The 17,054-nt window shown below is 56.7% G+C and carries 12 protein-coding genes and 1 tRNA gene; 8 read left to right on the top strand and 5 right to left on the bottom strand.

Annotation, left to right across the window (positions count from 1 at the left end; translation table 11 throughout):
- The gene (locus IFT53_RS01655; RefSeq protein WP_192063577.1) at positions 1–270 is read right to left on the bottom strand and encodes a hypothetical protein; all 270 of its coding nucleotides are present in this window, start codon (positions 268–270) and stop codon (positions 1–3) included.
- A gap of 276 nt (positions 271–546) precedes the next feature.
- Between IFT53_RS01655 and IFT53_RS01650 the strand changes: the two genes are divergently transcribed.
- Positions 547–1,467: a DUF1499 domain-containing protein gene (locus IFT53_RS01650; protein ID WP_192063578.1), complete on the top strand. Its 921-nt coding sequence runs from the start codon at positions 547–549 to the stop codon at positions 1,465–1,467.
- A gap of 20 nt (positions 1,468–1,487) precedes the next feature.
- On the opposite strand, the gene IFT53_RS01645 is transcribed toward IFT53_RS01650, so the two are convergent.
- Positions 1,488–2,396 carry an MBL fold metallo-hydrolase gene (locus tag IFT53_RS01645; protein ID WP_192063859.1) on the bottom strand — a complete coding sequence of 303 codons (909 nt, stop codon included), beginning with the start codon at positions 2,394–2,396 and terminating at the stop codon, positions 1,488–1,490.
- A gap of 242 nt (positions 2,397–2,638) precedes the next feature.
- Between IFT53_RS01645 and IFT53_RS01640 the strand changes: the two genes are divergently transcribed.
- From IFT53_RS01640 to IFT53_RS01630, 3 genes are all read left to right on the top strand, one after another.
- Positions 2,639–2,713 (top strand) — tRNA-Gln (locus IFT53_RS01640).
- Between the two features lie 239 nt (positions 2,714–2,952).
- Positions 2,953–3,432 carry a chemotaxis protein CheW gene (locus IFT53_RS01635; protein WP_042618212.1) on the top strand — a complete coding sequence of 160 codons (480 nt, stop codon included), beginning with the start codon at positions 2,953–2,955 and terminating at the stop codon, positions 3,430–3,432.
- Positions 3,433–3,522: 90 nt separating this feature from the next.
- Complete coding sequence (locus tag IFT53_RS01630) at positions 3,523–4,185, top strand: DUF2161 domain-containing phosphodiesterase (RefSeq protein ID WP_192063579.1); 663 nt, start codon at positions 3,523–3,525, stop codon at positions 4,183–4,185.
- 98 nt (positions 4,186–4,283) lie between these two features.
- Here IFT53_RS01630 and IFT53_RS01625 read toward each other — a convergent pair whose 3' ends face one another.
- A complete protein-coding gene (locus IFT53_RS01625; RefSeq protein WP_192063580.1) occupies positions 4,284–6,227 on the bottom strand; it encodes an AI-2E family transporter in 1,944 nt (647 codons plus the stop codon).
- Between the two features lie 346 nt (positions 6,228–6,573).
- Here IFT53_RS01625 and IFT53_RS01620 point away from each other — a divergent pair, with 346 nt between their 5' ends.
- Positions 6,574–8,979 carry a hybrid sensor histidine kinase/response regulator gene (locus IFT53_RS01620; RefSeq protein ID WP_192063581.1) on the top strand — a complete coding sequence of 802 codons (2,406 nt, stop codon included), beginning with the start codon at positions 6,574–6,576 and terminating at the stop codon, positions 8,977–8,979.
- Positions 8,980–9,108: 129 nt separating this feature from the next.
- Positions 9,109–10,179 carry a D-alanyl-D-alanine carboxypeptidase family protein gene (locus tag IFT53_RS01615; protein ID WP_192063582.1) on the top strand — a complete coding sequence of 357 codons (1,071 nt, stop codon included), beginning with the start codon at positions 9,109–9,111 and terminating at the stop codon, positions 10,177–10,179.
- 75 nt (positions 10,180–10,254) lie between these two features.
- On the opposite strand, the gene mqo is transcribed toward IFT53_RS01615, so the two are convergent.
- Complete coding sequence (gene mqo, locus IFT53_RS01610; protein ID WP_192063860.1) at positions 10,255–11,907, bottom strand: malate dehydrogenase (quinone); 1,653 nt, start codon at positions 11,905–11,907, stop codon at positions 10,255–10,257.
- Positions 11,908–12,386: 479 nt separating this feature from the next.
- A complete protein-coding gene (locus tag IFT53_RS01605) occupies positions 12,387–12,797 on the bottom strand; it encodes a hypothetical protein (protein WP_042618216.1) in 411 nt (136 codons plus the stop codon).
- A gap of 715 nt (positions 12,798–13,512) precedes the next feature.
- Here IFT53_RS01605 and IFT53_RS01600 point away from each other — a divergent pair.
- Positions 13,513–14,715, top strand: a complete 1,203-nt coding sequence (locus IFT53_RS01600; protein WP_162196028.1) for a glycosyltransferase family 2 protein — start codon at positions 13,513–13,515, stop codon at positions 14,713–14,715.
- A 91-nt stretch (positions 14,716–14,806) separates the two neighbouring features.
- On the top strand, positions 14,807–17,053 hold the full coding sequence (locus tag IFT53_RS01595; protein ID WP_192063583.1) for a capsular polysaccharide export protein, LipB/KpsS family: 2,247 nt from the start codon (positions 14,807–14,809) through the stop codon (positions 17,051–17,053).
- Position 17,054 lies beyond the last annotated feature (1 nt).

Raw genomic sequence — 17,054 nt, 5'->3', positions numbered from 1 at the left:
CTAACGGTTCTGCACGATGATCCTGCGCTCCACCACCACGGGGCGGTAGAACATGTCGCGGCTGGATTGCGCTTGCCAGGCGCGTGTGTCGGCGCGACGGTCGAGGTCAAGATCCAGCAGGCAACCGGCCATAGGATCGGTGTTGGGGCGGAAGCCATAGCCACGGCAGGTCGTTTCGTCGCGGGCGCGCTGTTCTTCCGGCGTCAGTGTCTGGCAGGATGACAGCGATAGCACGGTTGCGATTGTGCCGAGAGCGATGGAAACGCGCATGATGATAACTCCTTGATGGCAGCAAACTGAACTGCCCTGTGTATCCATTGATACGATTGTTCGCGCCTTGAGAAAAGTGCACAAAACGCCGACCATACGCTGTTCAAGGGGTGGGTCGATTCCATTTCAACCCAAAACCCATTATGACGTGATGTCCCGGCGATTCCCTGCAAAATTGGATGTTTTGCGCGAAACGCTCTTGTTGAAATACTAGGGCATGTCGTGCAAACGGTTTAAGTGTTTGCAGCAGTGACATGCCAAGCCAGGTGCCGCCCCATGACTGTGCGTTTCGTTCGGCCCGTGTCCTATGCGGCATATCTTTCCCGATATCTCGCGCTGGCAGCGCTTCTTCTGTTTCTGGTCGCGGCCCCCCTGCATCGCTTCGGTCCGCTCACATTGCCGGACTTCATCTCGCTCACGCTCATCTCCGCAGCCATTGCCGCTGTCGCGCTGCTCTTGGCCCTCATCGGCTTGCAGCGGCTGTGGTCAACAGGCGCGAAAGGCGGGCTGTGGTCGCTCTGCGCCATCTTCTTCGCCGCCATCCCTCTGGGCGTGGTGGCATTTGCGGGCTTTCTCTATTGGCAAAAGCCCCACATTTACGATGTGACGACAGATGTGCTGGATGCGCCGAACTGGCTATCCATCCCAACCGCCAACCAGCAATGGCTGCCGCGCCCGCTCATCGTTTCCAAAGCGGAGAGGGATGTGCAGGTAGCAGCCTATCCAAGCCTTGCAGGCCACCGCTATGAAGGCGCCATCGACCGCGTCTATGCGGCGGCCCGCAAGGTTGCGAAAGCCGAGCGCATCCGCATTTCCCACACCGATGGTCTGATCGGTTCGCTGCCGGATACGCAGCCCGGCATGCCGCAGCAGGACCAGAACGAAGGAGCAAGCGACACGCCGGTCGAGGAGTTGCCGGCCAATGTGCCTGTGCCTCTGGCTCGCCCTGCAGAGGCTCCGGCACCGACCTTCTTCAATGGCAGCGGCGTGGTTGTGATGCAGGGCGAGACGCGCAGCCTCATCTGGGGCCTTCGCTTTGATGTTCTCATAAGGCTGCGGGAAGACACTGAAACCACGCTGGTGGATGTGCGCGTTGCGTCGCGCTTTGGCCCCCATGATCTGGGCATGGGCGCGAAAATCGCCGAGGCCTATCTCGATGCGCTGGACGCCGAAATGCAGGGCCTCAACGACAACTGACGCACTGCGCGGCTCGCCTTTCAGGTCGGAAAATAAAGCCCGTTCAAAGATGGTGGACCATCCGTCTGCACGTGCCCTTTTTCCAGCAGGTCTTCCATATGGGCGAGGACTGAGAGTGCAGCTGCGCCATGCAAACGCGGGTCGGTGCTTCTGTAGATGATTTTCACCATGTCAGAAATGGTTCTGTCACCCGCATGCAGACGTGCCAGCACGGCTTTTTCGCGCATGCGCCGGTGGGTGCGGAGGCCACGCATGAAGGCAGTGGGTTCATTGACCGGACCGCCATGGCCGGGCAAAAGCAGCCTGTCATCCCGTTCCAGAAGCTTTGTCAGCGACGCCATGTAATCGCTCATCGAACCATCCGGTGGCGCAACGATGGTCGTTGCCCATGCCATGACGTGATCAGCCGAAAAGACGATGCCTGTACCCTCAAGCGCAAAAGCGCAATGATTGGCCGTGTGGCCGGGCGTATGCAGCGCCGTCAGTGTCCAGCCATCACCTATTAGGCTCTCATTATCGCCAAGCGCGATATCCGGCACGAAATCCGTATCCGAGCTTTCGGCAAATGGGTTCCGCTCACCCTCATGCAACGGCCTTGCGGCGCGATGCGGCCCTTCCGCAACGGTCAGCGCCCCGGTCGCCTGCCTCAACCGCGCCGCCAGTGGCGAGTGGTCGCGGTGGGTGTGGCTGACGAAAATATGGGTCAGTTCGCGGCCTTCCAGCGCGGCCATCAATGCGTGAAAATGCGCATCGTCATCCGGCCCCGGATCAATCACCGCAACGGATTTTTCGCCGACAATATAGCTGTTGGTGCCATGAAAGGTGAAAGGCGAGGGATTGTTGACAGTGATGCGCTGCACGCCATCGGCCACAGGCACCGCATTGCCATAAGCGGGCTGAAAATCGCGGTTGAATTCCGGGTCTGTCATAGGCTCAGTCAATGCTCACTCGTATTCGATTTTGATGATGCTCACTGCCTGCATTCATCACAGTGTACGAAGCCCCGGTCTTGCGACGATAGGGCGGCGGCGTCGTACCCCCTGACGTAACATGAAGAATTAGACCGACACACAAGAAATATTGCGCGCCACGCAACTTAATGATTGCCGCTGCCATTGCGCTTTGCTAATCAGGCCGCATTCAGGTCGTGGCGCTTCGCCCACTGCCCTGTTGGGGCGTCGCCAAGCGGTAAGGCACCGGTTTTTGGTACCGGCATTCCCAGGTTCGAATCCTGGCGCCCCAGCCATTGCTGTTTGATGCAGCCGAATAAGTCTCTCATTGAACTTTGATCTACCCCGAGCGCCTCGCCGCACGAATTGATTTCGCAGTTCCCGCTTGGAAGCGCGTTGCATAAAACCTTATCTATCGCTAAGGTAGTGTTCACCGCTCATCGCTTGGTTGCATCGTCTGTAAAACGCTTTGTCGGCAAGATAGCGAGTGTTTTCTTGGGAAGCACCGCGCCTAAGGGAAGCTGGGGGAATTCTGATGTCTGTTACGGAAAGCGGTCCTAACTCGACCGGCACGTTCGAAATCATCGCGTTCAGGCTGCACGATCAGACGTTCTGCGTGCTGACAAGAACGATCCGCGAGATCCGGGGATGGGGCCCAGCGATGCCGATCCCGAACTCGCCGCCCGACGTCATTGGTGTCATGAACCTGCGTGGCACGGTTATTCCCATCATCGATCTTGCTAACAAGCTTGGTATGGACAGCACTGAGCCCAATGAACGGAGCGCCATCGTTGTGGCCGAGGTTCATGGTCTGGCGATGGGACTGGTCGTCGATCGGGTCTCGGATATTCTGACGATTCCCGAAAACATGCTTCAGCCAGTACCGGAGATCAGCGTATCGCCGGGCATGCGCTATGCGGACGGTATCATCGCGCAGCCGGACGGCATGATCTGTTTTCTCAATCTTGGACGGATGTTCGAAGAGGTCGCGGTCAGAAATATGAGTGCTGCCTGATTGGTGAAGACCTGCACGTGAGGCCTTGACGGCACATCACGTTCTGGCTGTTACCTTGTCCATGACAGGCTGATTTGATAGTCAGTCCGCATGGAAACTTCGCTCTATTTGCCTGTCAAAGCGTTTCTGGAAGCCGCTGGCTTTTCCGTAAAAGGGGAAATCAGCGGGTGCGATCTGGTGGGGCTGAGCGGTGATGATCCGCCTGTCGTGGTCGTGTGCGAGCTAAAGCTGACCTTCAATCTTGAGCTTATCCTTCAGGCTGTCGACCGCGCTGCGGTTTCCGACGAGGTCTGGATTGCGGCAAGAATTTCAGCCAAAGGCAAGGGGCGCGAGGCTGACAAGCGTTACAGGGATCTGTGCCGCCGTCTCGGCATCGGCATGCTGGGCGTATCAGATCTTGGCGATGTCAGCATCATCGTTGCATCCGTTTCTCCCATGCCTCGCACCAACGCCAAGCGGCGTTCGAGGCTGGTGCGAGAGCACCAGAAAAGGCGCGGCGACCCGGTTTTGGGCGGCAGCACCCGCACACCTGTCATGACGGCTTATCGACAGCAGGCGCTCGGATGCGCAGCCGTTCTTGCTGAAGCACCTTTGCGCGTTCGTGATGTGAGGGAACGTATTCCCGAGGCCACGAAAATCCTGCAGTCCAATGTCTATGGTTGGTTCGAACGTCTGGACAGAGGCATTTATGGCCTGACTGATGCCGGGCGTGAAGCCCTTATTCGATGGCCGCAGCCAGTGCCAGCCGTCTAGAGCAATTCCAGCAAAAGTGGGAACCGGTTTTGCGTCCGGAATTGCGTAAAAACAAACAGATAGAGCGTTGAAGGTGAACCATGTTCACCGGAAACGCTCTAGGCGGCCTCTATCGGCTTGACGGCTTTCAGCCTTGGGCGACCGATCTTTCTGGCGATAACGGTCAATTCCCTCGGCGTGGATTTGGTCAGGGCAAGCCGCGCTGCCTCGCTCATCGATGTCGCGATGAAATCGGCGCTGATTTCGGCCGCATCGATCTGCCCGAAATTCTGTCCGTCGGCGGTCGGCATCAAAATCCCCACCCGCAATTTTGGCCTTGCCCGCTTCAGACGCCTGATAATCTGGCGGGCATGGGATTTGGAATTACCGTTCAGGAACGAGACCACGACAGTTTCGACACCATCTATGGCAAACCCTTGCGTGCCGCGACCGGCAAATCCGGCATAGCTGGCTGATGAGACCTCTGCACCCTGTATCTCGATGATCTGCGAGAGCATGGCAGCGGCAGCGTCATCTATTGCTCCGCGTCCGCCAAGACATAGGATGGTCTGGCCGCGCCCATCCGGCAACTCGGTCGGGTCGTTGACGATGATAGAGGCCTCGGCCTCGTCCTCTTCGTTCTCTTCCTCGTCGGCAATGTCGGAGAGATTGTCGACCAGCGTCAGCGAACTGCTGGAAAACAGCCCGATCTGTGCGTCGGACATGACACCGCGCTGGCGGTCCATCTCACCCAACAGCAAAGCAGGAAGCCCAACCTTGTCGTAATAATCAACGAGATATTCTTCCTTCAGATATTCCTCGGCATTGTCGGTCGCCTCGTTCGGATCACCCGCCAGCAGTCTTTGATACAGCTTTTCATGCAGTTCCAGCACCGGCTCATTGCCAAGCAGAACGTCCAGAAAGCCGAATTGCGGAACATAGCGGCCCAGAACCACAAGGCAGACGGTCAGCGGTGTGGAGAGCATAAGCCCGATTGGCCCCCACAGCCACGACCAGAAGATCGCCGAAACGATGATGGCCAGCGGAGAAAGCCCCGTATGCGATCCGTAAAGCCAGGGCTCCACCACATTGTTGCTGATGATTTCAATTGTGATGAACAGCGCAGCTACCCACGCAACAAGCGACCAGCCGGGCGCAATGGCCAGAGCCAGAAACAGCGGCAGGATCATGCCAATGACGGGGCCGATATAGGGAACGAACCTTAAGACCAGCGTCAGCAGCCCCCAGAGTATGGCGTTAGGAATGCCGAGCACCCACAGACCAATGGTAATGGGCACAGCATAGAGCGTATTCACGACGAGCTGCATGAGCAGATATTTGCCAACGCGCTTGCCCGCATCCTGAAGCGCTGCGGTGGTGCGGTGCAGATCACTGAGGCCCACCAGCCGGATGAAGCGGTCGCGCAGATCTTCCCGCTCCAGAAGCATGAAGACGACGAGAACGATGACAAGACCTGCCGTAGCAAAGGGGCTGATCAAGGGCAGGATCAGGTTTCCGAGCGTCTGCAGCGGGTTGGAGCGGGCTATGATTTCCACCGGCATCGGTTCGCGCGGTGGTGCCACAGGCGCCGCGGCGTCCTGACTTTCCACCGCTCTCACCTGTATTTCCGCGCCCACCTTTTCCACCACCTTGCTCAGATGATCCAGCAGGCCGTTGCCCGCACCGGCTTGGGCCAGTGTTTGCACCTTGCTGACGATGTTGCGCTGATAGGTGGGAATGTTGGTGGCGAGATTGGCGACCTGGGTGGCCACGATGAAGCTGAAAATAGCAATGGCGGTGAAAGCTGAGATGACGGCAAGAATCACCGCCAGTATTTTCGGCACAGATCGCTTGCGCAAAAATGAAACGATGGGTGCCAGCGTGAACGACAAAAGCAGGGCAAGCGCAAGCGGAATGAAGATATCCTCACCCACACGCAGCAGAAACGCCACGCCGATCAGGATCAACACCGTTCTTCCCGAAAGCATATTGGACGAAGCCCCATCGGTCTTCGGATAGGTCGGACCGGCGGTTACCGCGCTCACAGTTTTCGGAAAGTCCATGTCTTTATCCCGCCTCATGCCCAAAAAGGGTCACATCGTTGGCCTTTTCAACAGGCAGCGCAAAAGGCTGTTGGCAGTCGGTCGGGTGAACGTGTGACATGCGCTAGCCCTTAGCATGGCCACGCGAAGCGGTGAACGCATGTGGTGATATGCGGTTCCTTGCAGAACAGAGAAGGACAAAATTCTGTTGAACCCTGTTTGCTCAACACTCGATTTGCGAGCCAGAATGGAGCGCCCATGGATGGCCATGCCTCATATGCAGGGCCGTCATGTCAAAAACTTGCGTTGTGAGGTGAACGAAAACACCTTTAAAAGCCTTATAGCGTTTTTGCGTCTGGAGTTTTGAATGCCCGCAGGTTCTTCCCGGCCATCCTGTTTGCCCGAAAGCGGCGAGGCGGCCGACGTCATCTATCGCTTCGACTGGTCCAAAACCTCGCTTGGGCCCATTGAGAGCTGGAGCGTGACCATTCAGACCATCGTGGCGACGATGCTGCGTTCTCCCGTTGCCATCGCCACCATGTGGGGAGATGAAGGCGTGATGATCTACAATGATGCCTATGTCGAAATCGCGGGCAAAAGGCATCCCGGTCTGATGGGCTCCGCCGTTCGGGAGGCGTGGCCGGAGGCCGCAGAGTTCAACGATCATGTCATGAAGTCGGGCATGGCTGGCAAAACGCTATCCTATAAGGATCAGCCTCTGACGCTGTTTAGAAATGGCGTTGCCGAAGACGTGTGGCTGGATCTCGACTATTCGCCGGTGGCCGATGAAGATGGCACCACACTCGGCGTTTTTGCCGTGTTGCGCGATACATCCGAGCGGGTCAAGGCGGCAAGGCAACTTGAAGCGCTGAATGAAGATCTGGAGCGGCAGGTGCTGGAGCGCGTGCTGGAACAGGGCACGACATGGAACATCAACCCCGATATGCTCGCCGTAATGGGTGTGGATGGCCGTTTTCTGGCAACCAACCCCGCATGGGGCAAGACGCTGGGATACACCGCCCATGAAATGCGCGGCTTCACCTATTCCGATCTGCTGCACCCGGACGATATTGCAGACGCAGATCAAGCTCTTGCCACACTGATAAATGGTGAGGCTGTCATTGAGGTCGAAAACAGATACCGGACCAAGGACGGGGCATATCGATGGTTTTCCTGGGTCTGCGTGCCAGAGAATGGCAAGATTTACTGCATCATCCGCGATGTGACCAATGAGAAAATTGCCCGCGCCGAACGCGATCAGCTCTGGCGGCTTTCGCAGGATATGCTGGCCCGTGCCAGCTATGACGGTGAAATGTCAGCCGTCAATCCTGCATGGGGCAAGGTTCTGGGTTGGAGCGAGCAGGAGCTGCTGACCAACCCTTACGTCGATATCATCCACCCTGACGACGTGCCAGGAACGACGGCGGCACTGGTGGAAATGGCAAAGACCGCCCAGCCGACGAAGTTTGAAAACCGCATCCTGACCAAGAGCGGTGTGTGGACGCCCATCGGCTGGACCGTGTCGCCAGAAGCCGACAATGTGAATTTCATCGCGGTCGGCCGGGACCTCTCGGATTACAAGGCTCAAGAAGAAGAGCTTGCCGATGCTCAGGAGCAGTTGCGACAGGCACAGAAGATCGAGGCCATCGGTCAGCTCACCGGCGGCTTGGCGCATGATTTCAACAATATTCTGGCTGGCATTGCCGGAAGCTTGGAGATGATGAAGACGCGTCTTGCGCAGGGGCGCGTTGGCGAGTTGGATCGCTATATCGTTGGCGCAACCGGTGCCACCAAACGCGCTGCGGCCTTGACGCAAAGGCTTCTGGCGTTTTCGCGCCGCCAGACGCTGGCCCCGAAAACCACCGATGTGAACGCTCTCGTCACCGGCATGCTGGAGCTTGTCCATCGCAGTATCGGCCCCAGCATCGAGGTTCAAACCGATGCGGCGGACAATCTCTGGACAACCTTTGTCGATGCGGGCCAACTTGAAAATGCGCTGCTCAACCTGTGCATCAATGCGCGTGATGCCATGCCCGATGGCGGCACTCTCACCATCAAGACCGGAAACCACTGGCTGGATGCGCGCACAGCAAAAGAAGTGGGCCTTAAAGCCGGTGAATATATCAGCCTGTGCGTTGCAGATTCCGGAACAGGCATGTCGGCAGAGGTCATGTCGCGTGCCTTCGATCCATTCTACACCACCAAGCCCATCGGGCAGGGCACTGGCCTTGGCCTCTCCATGGTGCACGGCTTTGCAGGCCAATCAAACGGCGCAGTGCGCATCGAATCCAGAATTGGTGAAGGCACCACGATCAGCATCTACCTTCCGCGCCATGGCGCAGAGGCTGATGCGGAAGAAGGTGGCGAAGCCCAACAGGCACCCGCACCGCAATCGAGCGGCGGTGAAACGGTGCTGGTGGTGGATGACGAACCCTTGGTTCGGATGGTTGCCGTCGAGCAGTTGGAAGAGCTCGGATACCGGGTTCTCGAAGCCGATGACGGAAAATCCGCTCTGGCCATCCTCAATGCCGACACCCAGATCAACCTGCTGGTGACCGATGTCGGCTTGCCCAATGGCATGAACGGGCGCCAACTGGCAGAAGCGGCGCGCATGGCGCGGCCAGACCTCGGTGTTCTCTTCATAACCGGTTATGCGAAAAATGCCGTTCTCAACCACGGCCATCTGGAGCAGGGCATGCATGTCATGACGAAGCCGTTTCAGAATGATGTGTTTGCGCGCAAGGTCAATGATCTGATCGGTCGTGGCGTGTGATGCTCAGCCCCTTGCCACGAACATTTTATCGCAGCTTGCTTATGGACATTCCCTCTCAGGGATTTATGCAGGTGTCGGAAAACCGCGCAGACGAACACCTGATATGACAGGCTTGGAGACCGACGCTTGATGAAACCCAAATTGGCTCAACATTTGTGGGCACGGATTGTTGTCGCCACGTGCCTTCTGGCTGCGGGAACTGCCAATGCCACGCCGGTTCTGGTTGTCGATACCGCCAGCCGCCAGGTCCTTTATCAGGAAGACGCGGGCGTGCCGTGGTATCCTGCATCCACCACCAAGCTGATGACGGCGTTGGTGGTGTTCGAAGCGCTGCGGGCCGGTGAAGTCACCCTTTCCACTCCCGTAATGATGACGCGCAACGCAACCAAGCAGGCCTTCCTCGAATCCGGACTGACCTTTGGCCGAACCATGACGCTTGAAGACGCGCTTTATGCAGCACTGACGGCGTCTGCCAATGATGTCGCCGTGGCTTTGGCGGAGGCAGTTGCGCCGAGCGAGGCTGCGTTCATTCAGCGCATGAATGCGCAGGTGCAACGCCTTGGAATGACAGGCACGCATTTCGCAAGCCCAAATGGTTTGTTTGACCGCAGCAACTATTCCACGGCGCGCGATCTGGCCATTCTCGGCATGGAGATCGAGCAAGCCTATCCGGAATATAGCCGTTTCTTCCAGGGATCTGCCGTCATCATCGATGGCAAGGAGATCAAATCCAACAATGCCTTGCTGACCAGCTTTGATGGAACCGTCGGAATGAAAACCGGCTTTCTTTGTGCCTCGGGCCGAAACTACGTTGGTCTTGCCACCCGCAATGGCAAGCGCGTGATGGTCGTGATCCTTGGCGCGACGACGGAGCGCGAGCGCAACGAACGCGCCGCCAAATATCTGACGGAGGCTTTCGACGGCAAGCTTCCGGCGTCCGGTTCGCTGGAAGCCATTCAAAACCGCAGCGATGTGGCACCGCAGGATATGCGCATCCGGCTTTGCACGGACAAGAGCGTCGCCTATGAGGCCGAGCGTGAAGCGCTTTACCCCATGGGGCTGCCGGGCCACGAAACCTTCCTGAAACCCCAGACATCAGGACAGGTTCGGACAATCACCACCTGGGCCACCGCCACGGATCTGCCCGTGCCGACGCCACGGCCACCGGAGCAACAGCTGAAAAGCGGCTCCACTGGCTAAGGCCTGCGACGCTCTCCAATAAAAAAGGCACGTCCCACGACGTGCCTTTTGTCATTCTGTAAAGCTGATGCTGGCTTAGAGCGCCATGTCGGGGCGCTTTGCAGCTGGCTCACCAACGGCTGCGCCGTTGCCTGCATTGATGGCTGTCATGTCGATCTGCGGCGGGGTCGGAAGCTGCAGGTGCTCGCTTGTGTAAGCCCATTCCTGCATGACCTTTTCGGGGTCGGCATTCAGCTTCGTGCCGTAGCTTGGAACGATTTCGCGGATCTTGGCCTGCCACTCTGGCGAAGCGACCTTGTCCTTGAAAACCTTCTCCAGCACGTTGAGCATGATGGGAGCCGCAGTCGATGCGCCTGGAGATGCACCCAGCAGAGCCGCGATGCTGCCATCCTTGGCGCTGACGATTTCGGTGCCGAGCTTCAACACGCCGCCCTTTTCCGCATCGCGCTTGATGATCTGCACGCGCTGGCCCGCCTGCCACAGGCGCCACTCACCCTGTTTGGCGCCGGGGAAATATTCCTGCAACGCAGCGAAACGGTCGTCATCAGACATCATCAACTGACCGGCCAGATATTCCACCAGCGGATACTCATCGATTCCAACGCTCATCATTGGCCACGCATTGCTCATCGTGGTTGATGTCATCAGATCGAAATAAGAGCCTTCCTTCAGGAACTTCGTGGAGAAGGTCGCGAATGGTCCAAACAGCACGACGCGCTTGCCGCCAATGACGCGCGTGTCGAGGTGAGGAACGGACATGGGCGGAGAACCGACCGATGCCTTGCCATAGGCCTTGGCCAGATGCAGCATGGTCACGTCAGGGTTTTCGTTGACGAGGAACGAGCCCCCGACCGGGAAGCCGCCATAGGCTTCGCCTTCAGGAATGCCGGACATCTGCAACAGATGGATGGCACCGCCGCCTGCACCAACGAAGACGAACTTGGCATCAACCGTGCGCTCGGAATCATCCTTGAGGTTGCTATATGTCACGCGCCATGTGCCATCGCTGTTGCGTTCGATGGCGGTGACTTCGCTTGATGTCTGAAGGTTGAAAGACTTTTGCGTTTGCAGGTGAGCAACAAACTGGCGGGTGATTTCGCCAAATTCCATGTCGGTGCCGAGCGGAGACCATGTCGCGCCGATTTTCTGGTTCGGGTCGCGACCCTCCATCATCAACGGAACCCATTTCTTGATCTGTTCCGGGTCGCTGGAATACTGCATCCCGGCAAAAAGCGGGCTGGCCTTAAGCGCCTCATAGCGCTTTTCAAGATAGGCGATGTTTTCCTCGCCCCAGACAAAGCTCATATGCGGAGTGTGGTTGATGAAGGAGCGCGGGTTCTTCAAAACGCCATTGCGCACCTGCCATGCCCAGAACTGGCGCGAAATCTGGAACGCCTCGTTGATTTCGATGGCCTTGGAAATGTCGATGCCGCCATTGGCGGTTTCTGGCGTATAGTTCAACTCGGCAAGCGCGGAGTGACCGGTGCCTGCATTGTTCCAGCCGTTGGAGCTTTCCAATGCAACCGCATCAAGGCGCTCCAGCATTTCGATGGACCAGTTCGGCTCCAACTCGTGCAGCCAGACGCCAAGCGTCGCGCTCATAATGCCGCCGCCAATCAACAGGACATCAACCTGCTTGTCGGCAGCCTGCGCCAGTGCAGGCGCGCCCGGCAGCGCGGCAGCCGCAAGGCCCGCAAACGCCGTGCCAAGCACCTGGCGACGGTTCATGGTAAAGTCGTTGTTCGAGAATTCGGTTGTCAGGCCTTTGCCCTTGTCGTTTCTGCTCACGTCTTTTCCTAAACTAATTGATAATCTTCAATTTGTGCGGCGCAATAACGCATCGATAGCTGTAAGACAACTCGGGGAGGGGCCAAGGGTCAGCCCCGGCTTACGTAAGCTCAGAAAATGCAGCTTCCCGTGAAAAATTTCGCAAACGACGTTTCAGAACTCAAGGCTGCGACATTTTGCCTTATTTTTCCGTGTCATAGGCCTGTTCGCCTTATGGAACGCAAGCGGAGTTGCGGCAGAAGCTAATAGGCATCTAATCGATTGAAACCATAGGCTTGCGCTATGTGCATATCTGATGTGCGACCATGCCTTTTTGCGAATATCGACCTTTCCAAGCCTCGGCGCAGACCAAACAAAGGCCATAAAAAAGCCCGCCTGATCCAAAAATCGGCGGGCTTTGAGAAGCAGTGGCTCAGGCCTTATTCGCCTGCGAGAAACTCTGCGCAATAGCTCGGGCCGTTGACGCCGGGACGGTCGGAAACGGTGCGAACGGAATTGATCTTGTAGTCGCCGCCAACAACGATCTGCACTGTGCAGGAAAGGCTTGCATTGCGTGCAGCCGAAATCTGGCGTCCGCGCTTTCCGTCCTTGCCTTCTTCGAACTTGGCAGGAATCTTCGCGTTTCTGAAACCACCACGCCATGTGTAGGTCGTCGTGCTGCCATTGGTGACGTCAGTCAGCGGCGGGCCAAACTTGGCAAAGAACACGCCTGCAGACTGGCCGACCCAGCGCGTTTCAACAGCGCTTTTAGGTGCCAATGAAGGTGTGGTCGTGGTGCAGGCGGAAAGGGCAATCGCCAGCCCTGCCAATGTTAAGCTGCGAAAACGCATGGAAATTTCCTTTGTAAGCGGTGTCTGAGAGATGGGAGATGATGTCCCCTAGCAGATTTACGGCGGTGCGGCAGTGCCGACATTGGCGCAAATGAATATTTTTTGCCACAATTGCTTTTTTGTAACGATCGCGCCCTGAAGCGGCGGGATCACGCCACCGGGATACGTCGACAAGGAACCTTTGCCCCTGAGTTCCGTTAGGTCCACAGGTATAAAGGAGACTATCATGTTAAAAGGTCTGGTTCTGTGGGCAATGGGTGTGCCCCTCGTCGTTATCGTCCTGCTCTATATGTTCTTCTTCTAGTCGAAGAACGGGCTGTAAATCATCGCAGCCACTAGCGAATTAAGATCAATACGGTCATGCCTCAGGTTTATACACTGCGGCGTGGCCGTTTTGTTTTAAGTGTATCGCTAAGACTTCGCTTGAAGTTGGTTGCGCTCTTCAGGCTCATCCGAGAGCCAAATATTGCCATCCAGAACGCCGTTGTAGGTGGGGTGATACATAAGCTTCGCGAAAGCCGAGGCTTGTATACCGTCAAGGATATCTGGAAAGCTTCTTTTAAAAGGGTGGCTCTTGCAGAGTAGAAAGACTCACCTTGCATCCGTCTGCGGGCTTGAAGCTTCCCGGTGACTGCGGCCCAGCGCGTTGGCCGCTGTCAGTGTGAATTTTGCCGTTGATTGATGTTCACTCGTCATGCAACAGGCGGCCGTCGCAATGTCCAGTTCAGAAATCCTGCTTTCAATATGTGTGCCGACCTATAACAGGCAGTTTTTGCTTGAGAGGAATATCAATTTCCATCTGGAATGGTTCCGCAGGCTTGGCATGTCATTCGAGATTGTTGTTGTCGATGACTGCTCGACCGATGGCACCGCCGACTATATCAAGACGCTGGCGGATATTCCCGAAGTCAGCCCGTACAGAAGAATCAAGAATTCCGGTTTCGTCAGCAACTACGCTTTTGCCATGCGCCGCGCGCGCGGCCGCTACGCCGTGTTCCTGGGCGATGATGACCTGCTGATCCCGGAAAAGGTCAAGCAATATGTCGAGATCATGGAGGCCGAGCCCGGCATCGGCATGGTGCAGGCGCCGTGGTTGCTGGTTGATGCGCGGGGCGGTCAACGTGATATCGGCCCCTTCTATCGTATACCGGGCCCAACCCGCCACTCCAGGGGCGATTTCTCGTCACTCCTCAGCTTTGTCTTCAATCACCACGTCTTTCCAGAGTTTCTGATTGTTCGTCGCGATGTGCTGGCGAAATCCATATCCAGTGCGACCCCATTCATTTTCTGGGCTTACCTTTACACCGCCCGCGCGCTCGACAAGGCCGACATCCTCTTCATGCCGGAGCCGTTTGCGCGCGTGACTGCGATCTCTGACGACCCCAGAATGCAGCAGGGCAACAACGAGTGCATGTTCCAATGGGATACCTATCGCGGTGGCATAGAATATCTGGCGGCGCAGATGTGGAAGGACAAGGTGCCATCCACGCATGAGCGTGACGATTTCTTCCGCCGTCTGACGGAATTCATGCTTCACAGGCAGGGCGTCGCATTGCGGCTGCATATCGATGCGCGCAACTGGCCAGAAGCTTACATTCTCTACAACCGCATGGCTGCCTACCAGACTGTGGTGTTGAAGGATACGACAAGCGACACGATCAGGAAAATCGCCGGCCTCGTAGTTGCGGCGAAAGAAGCGGCCGCCTTCAGCGACCTGCCTATCATCCTGGATCCAATCGTTGGCAACGAGATCGTTGAACTCCTGCCGCAGGCGCTGAAAGACCGCATCACCCGCGAAATCCCCACGCGTGACGATGGCCCGCGCGCCTGGCTTCGCTTTGATCCACGCTTCGGCGAGCCTCTTGCGCGAAAAGATGCAGCTTTCGATCTTTCCACCTACCTCGACCAGTTTATCTGATGGAATTCGCCAGTTCGGGGCAAGACTAGAGCATTAAACAAGGCTGTATTTTCTGCAGGTAAAGACGCTGCAAATAGGATTGGTGGTAAGAATGAATTCTCCTGTTACTTTGATGTCCCAGCATTCTCCGCTAGCCGCAGCGGAACTCGATAGAATTCCGGTCGATCTTGAGGTGCCGGTCACCTGGTTTCCGTCACAGCTCGATGGTGAGCGTCACCGCGCGATGTTCTCGCAACTGTGCAGCGTTCTCGCATCGCGTCCCATCGATGTTCATTTGAAGCCTGTGGCCCATGGAATGCATGACGTTCCGCGCCGCCCGCGTCCGAATGGTGTTGTTTTTTCCTATCATTCCATCGGTACAGAGCGGAATGTCTGGCGCATCAAGGAAACGCCTATCGCTGGCTGGTACTCCTTCGATCCGAACGGCTTCTCAGGCTGGAGTTCGCTCGCAAAGTTTCCGGCCTCCCATATGTCTCGCATCAGGGGCTGCGAGCCAAATGCAAGCCTTGCCTATGTTCAGCGGTTGAAAGAAAAGCTGCGCAGTCGTAATGCGTCGAAATACAGCCAGTCGGCAGAGGCTTTCACGCTTGATCGGCCCTATGTTTACTTTCCGCTGCAGCTTATCGATGATCCTGTCAGTGAATTCTGCCGTCTGAACCCGTTTGACGTCATTGTTCGTGCAGCCGAGATGGCGCAACAGAGCGGCTACGCCCTGGTTTTGAAGAGGCATCCTTTGTGCCGGTCTTCTGTGGTCGCTCAGGTGTTGGGAGAGGTGCAAAAGGCATTCTCTTCCGTCGTCATATCCAATGCTTCCATCCATCAGCACCTTGAAGGCTGCCGTGCTGTCATCGTTGCAAATTCCGGCGTGGGAATGGAGGCGTTGATGTATTTGAAGCCGGTGTTCTCCTTCGCATCAAGCGAGTATGAGCTTGCGACGACGCCGATTTCTTCGCTTGAAGAACTCGATGCAGCATTTGCTCCAGAGCTTCCCGATAACGCCGCATGGATGGCGCAGTTTCTGAACTATTATCTCGAGCAATGCTGCTTCTCGATTTACGATACCAACACCATAGAGCGGCAAGTCAGCCGTGCTTTGGTTGGCGTATCTGCCGTTGTGAAGTCAGGCGCAAGCGAGAGGGACGCAACCTCATCTCATGAGGGAAGTGCGCTCAGCGCTTCCCTGGCTGAGGCGCAAGCCGAGACTGCACGCCTGCGCGAAGTGGCGACACAGGCCGTTGAACTGGCAGCTCGGCTTGAAAAGCAGCTGGCTTCCCAGTCCGGGTCTCAGGACGCGTCATCTCCAGCATCTGCGAATGCAATTGCGGCCGCGACAGAAGTCGCTATGCGCCTGCATGAGGGAGGCATGGCCGCAAGTGTTGGTGAAGCTGTACTCGGTGGAACCATTCGTTCTGCATATTCTGCCTATGCGGAAATGGCTGTGACCGCGATGCGATCGCCAGAGTTGAAGCGTCAGGTGGAAGTGGAGATCATGAGTTCGGCCTATGCCGCAGGTATGGACCCGACACTCGCTCACAAAAACCGCACGGCCAATGATTATCAGCGCCTGCACGATCATGACCGAGGTTATCAGGACAACAATTGGCTGGTCGATCATTGCGACGTCATCTCGTCCGTCAAGCCTGAGGTCGTGGTCGAAGTCGGCTGTGGAAATGGCCGCTTCCTACGCAAGATCGCCCCTCTCGTTCCCAATGTCGTCGGTCTTGATTGGGCGCGCGCGCCCCAGCTCGCGGTCATTCCTGACAATGTCGAGTTCCGCACAACAGACGTTCTAAAGGATGAGATTCCAAACGGAAGCGTTTGTGTTTCGGCAGATGTTCTCGAGCATTTCGAACCGCATGCCTTGCCGGCGCTGATTAAAAAGCTCCATGAAGCGGCACGCTTCAACTATCACGTGATTGCCTGCTATGATGATGGACACAGCCATTGCTCTGTTTTCCATCCCGGTCAGTGGCTTGCATTGTTCAAGACAATTTCTCCGGACTACCGCCTGGTAGCAACCATAACCCGTCCGGGCAGGCCAGATCGTATTGCCTGTGTCATCACCAATATTTCAGGCACGGAGAGATTTTTCCCCAAGCTTGGTCCGCTCACGGGCGGTTGGGAAACAGATACCGGTCAAAAAATCAACTTCGCCAGCAACTTCTCATTCGAGGCTGGTGGTACAAAGGCGGGTGCTTGGTTCCCGATGGCGAATGGAACGGGCGCAATGAAGTGGAATGGTGGAAACATCGATTATGTTTCACTCAGCGCCGATGGCAGCACGCTCAGTGTAAGAAATATGGAAGGCGGCTCGTTTTCCGTCAAACGATCATCGTAAA

The sequence above is a fragment of the Rhizobium sp. CFBP 13644 genome (assembly GCF_014842165.1).
In the GTDB taxonomy this organism is placed as follows: Bacteria; Pseudomonadota; Alphaproteobacteria; order Rhizobiales; family Rhizobiaceae; genus Agrobacterium; species Agrobacterium tumefaciens_C.
Note: the sequence above shows the minus strand (reverse complement) of the source record. Positions and strands in the feature narration are given on the sequence as shown.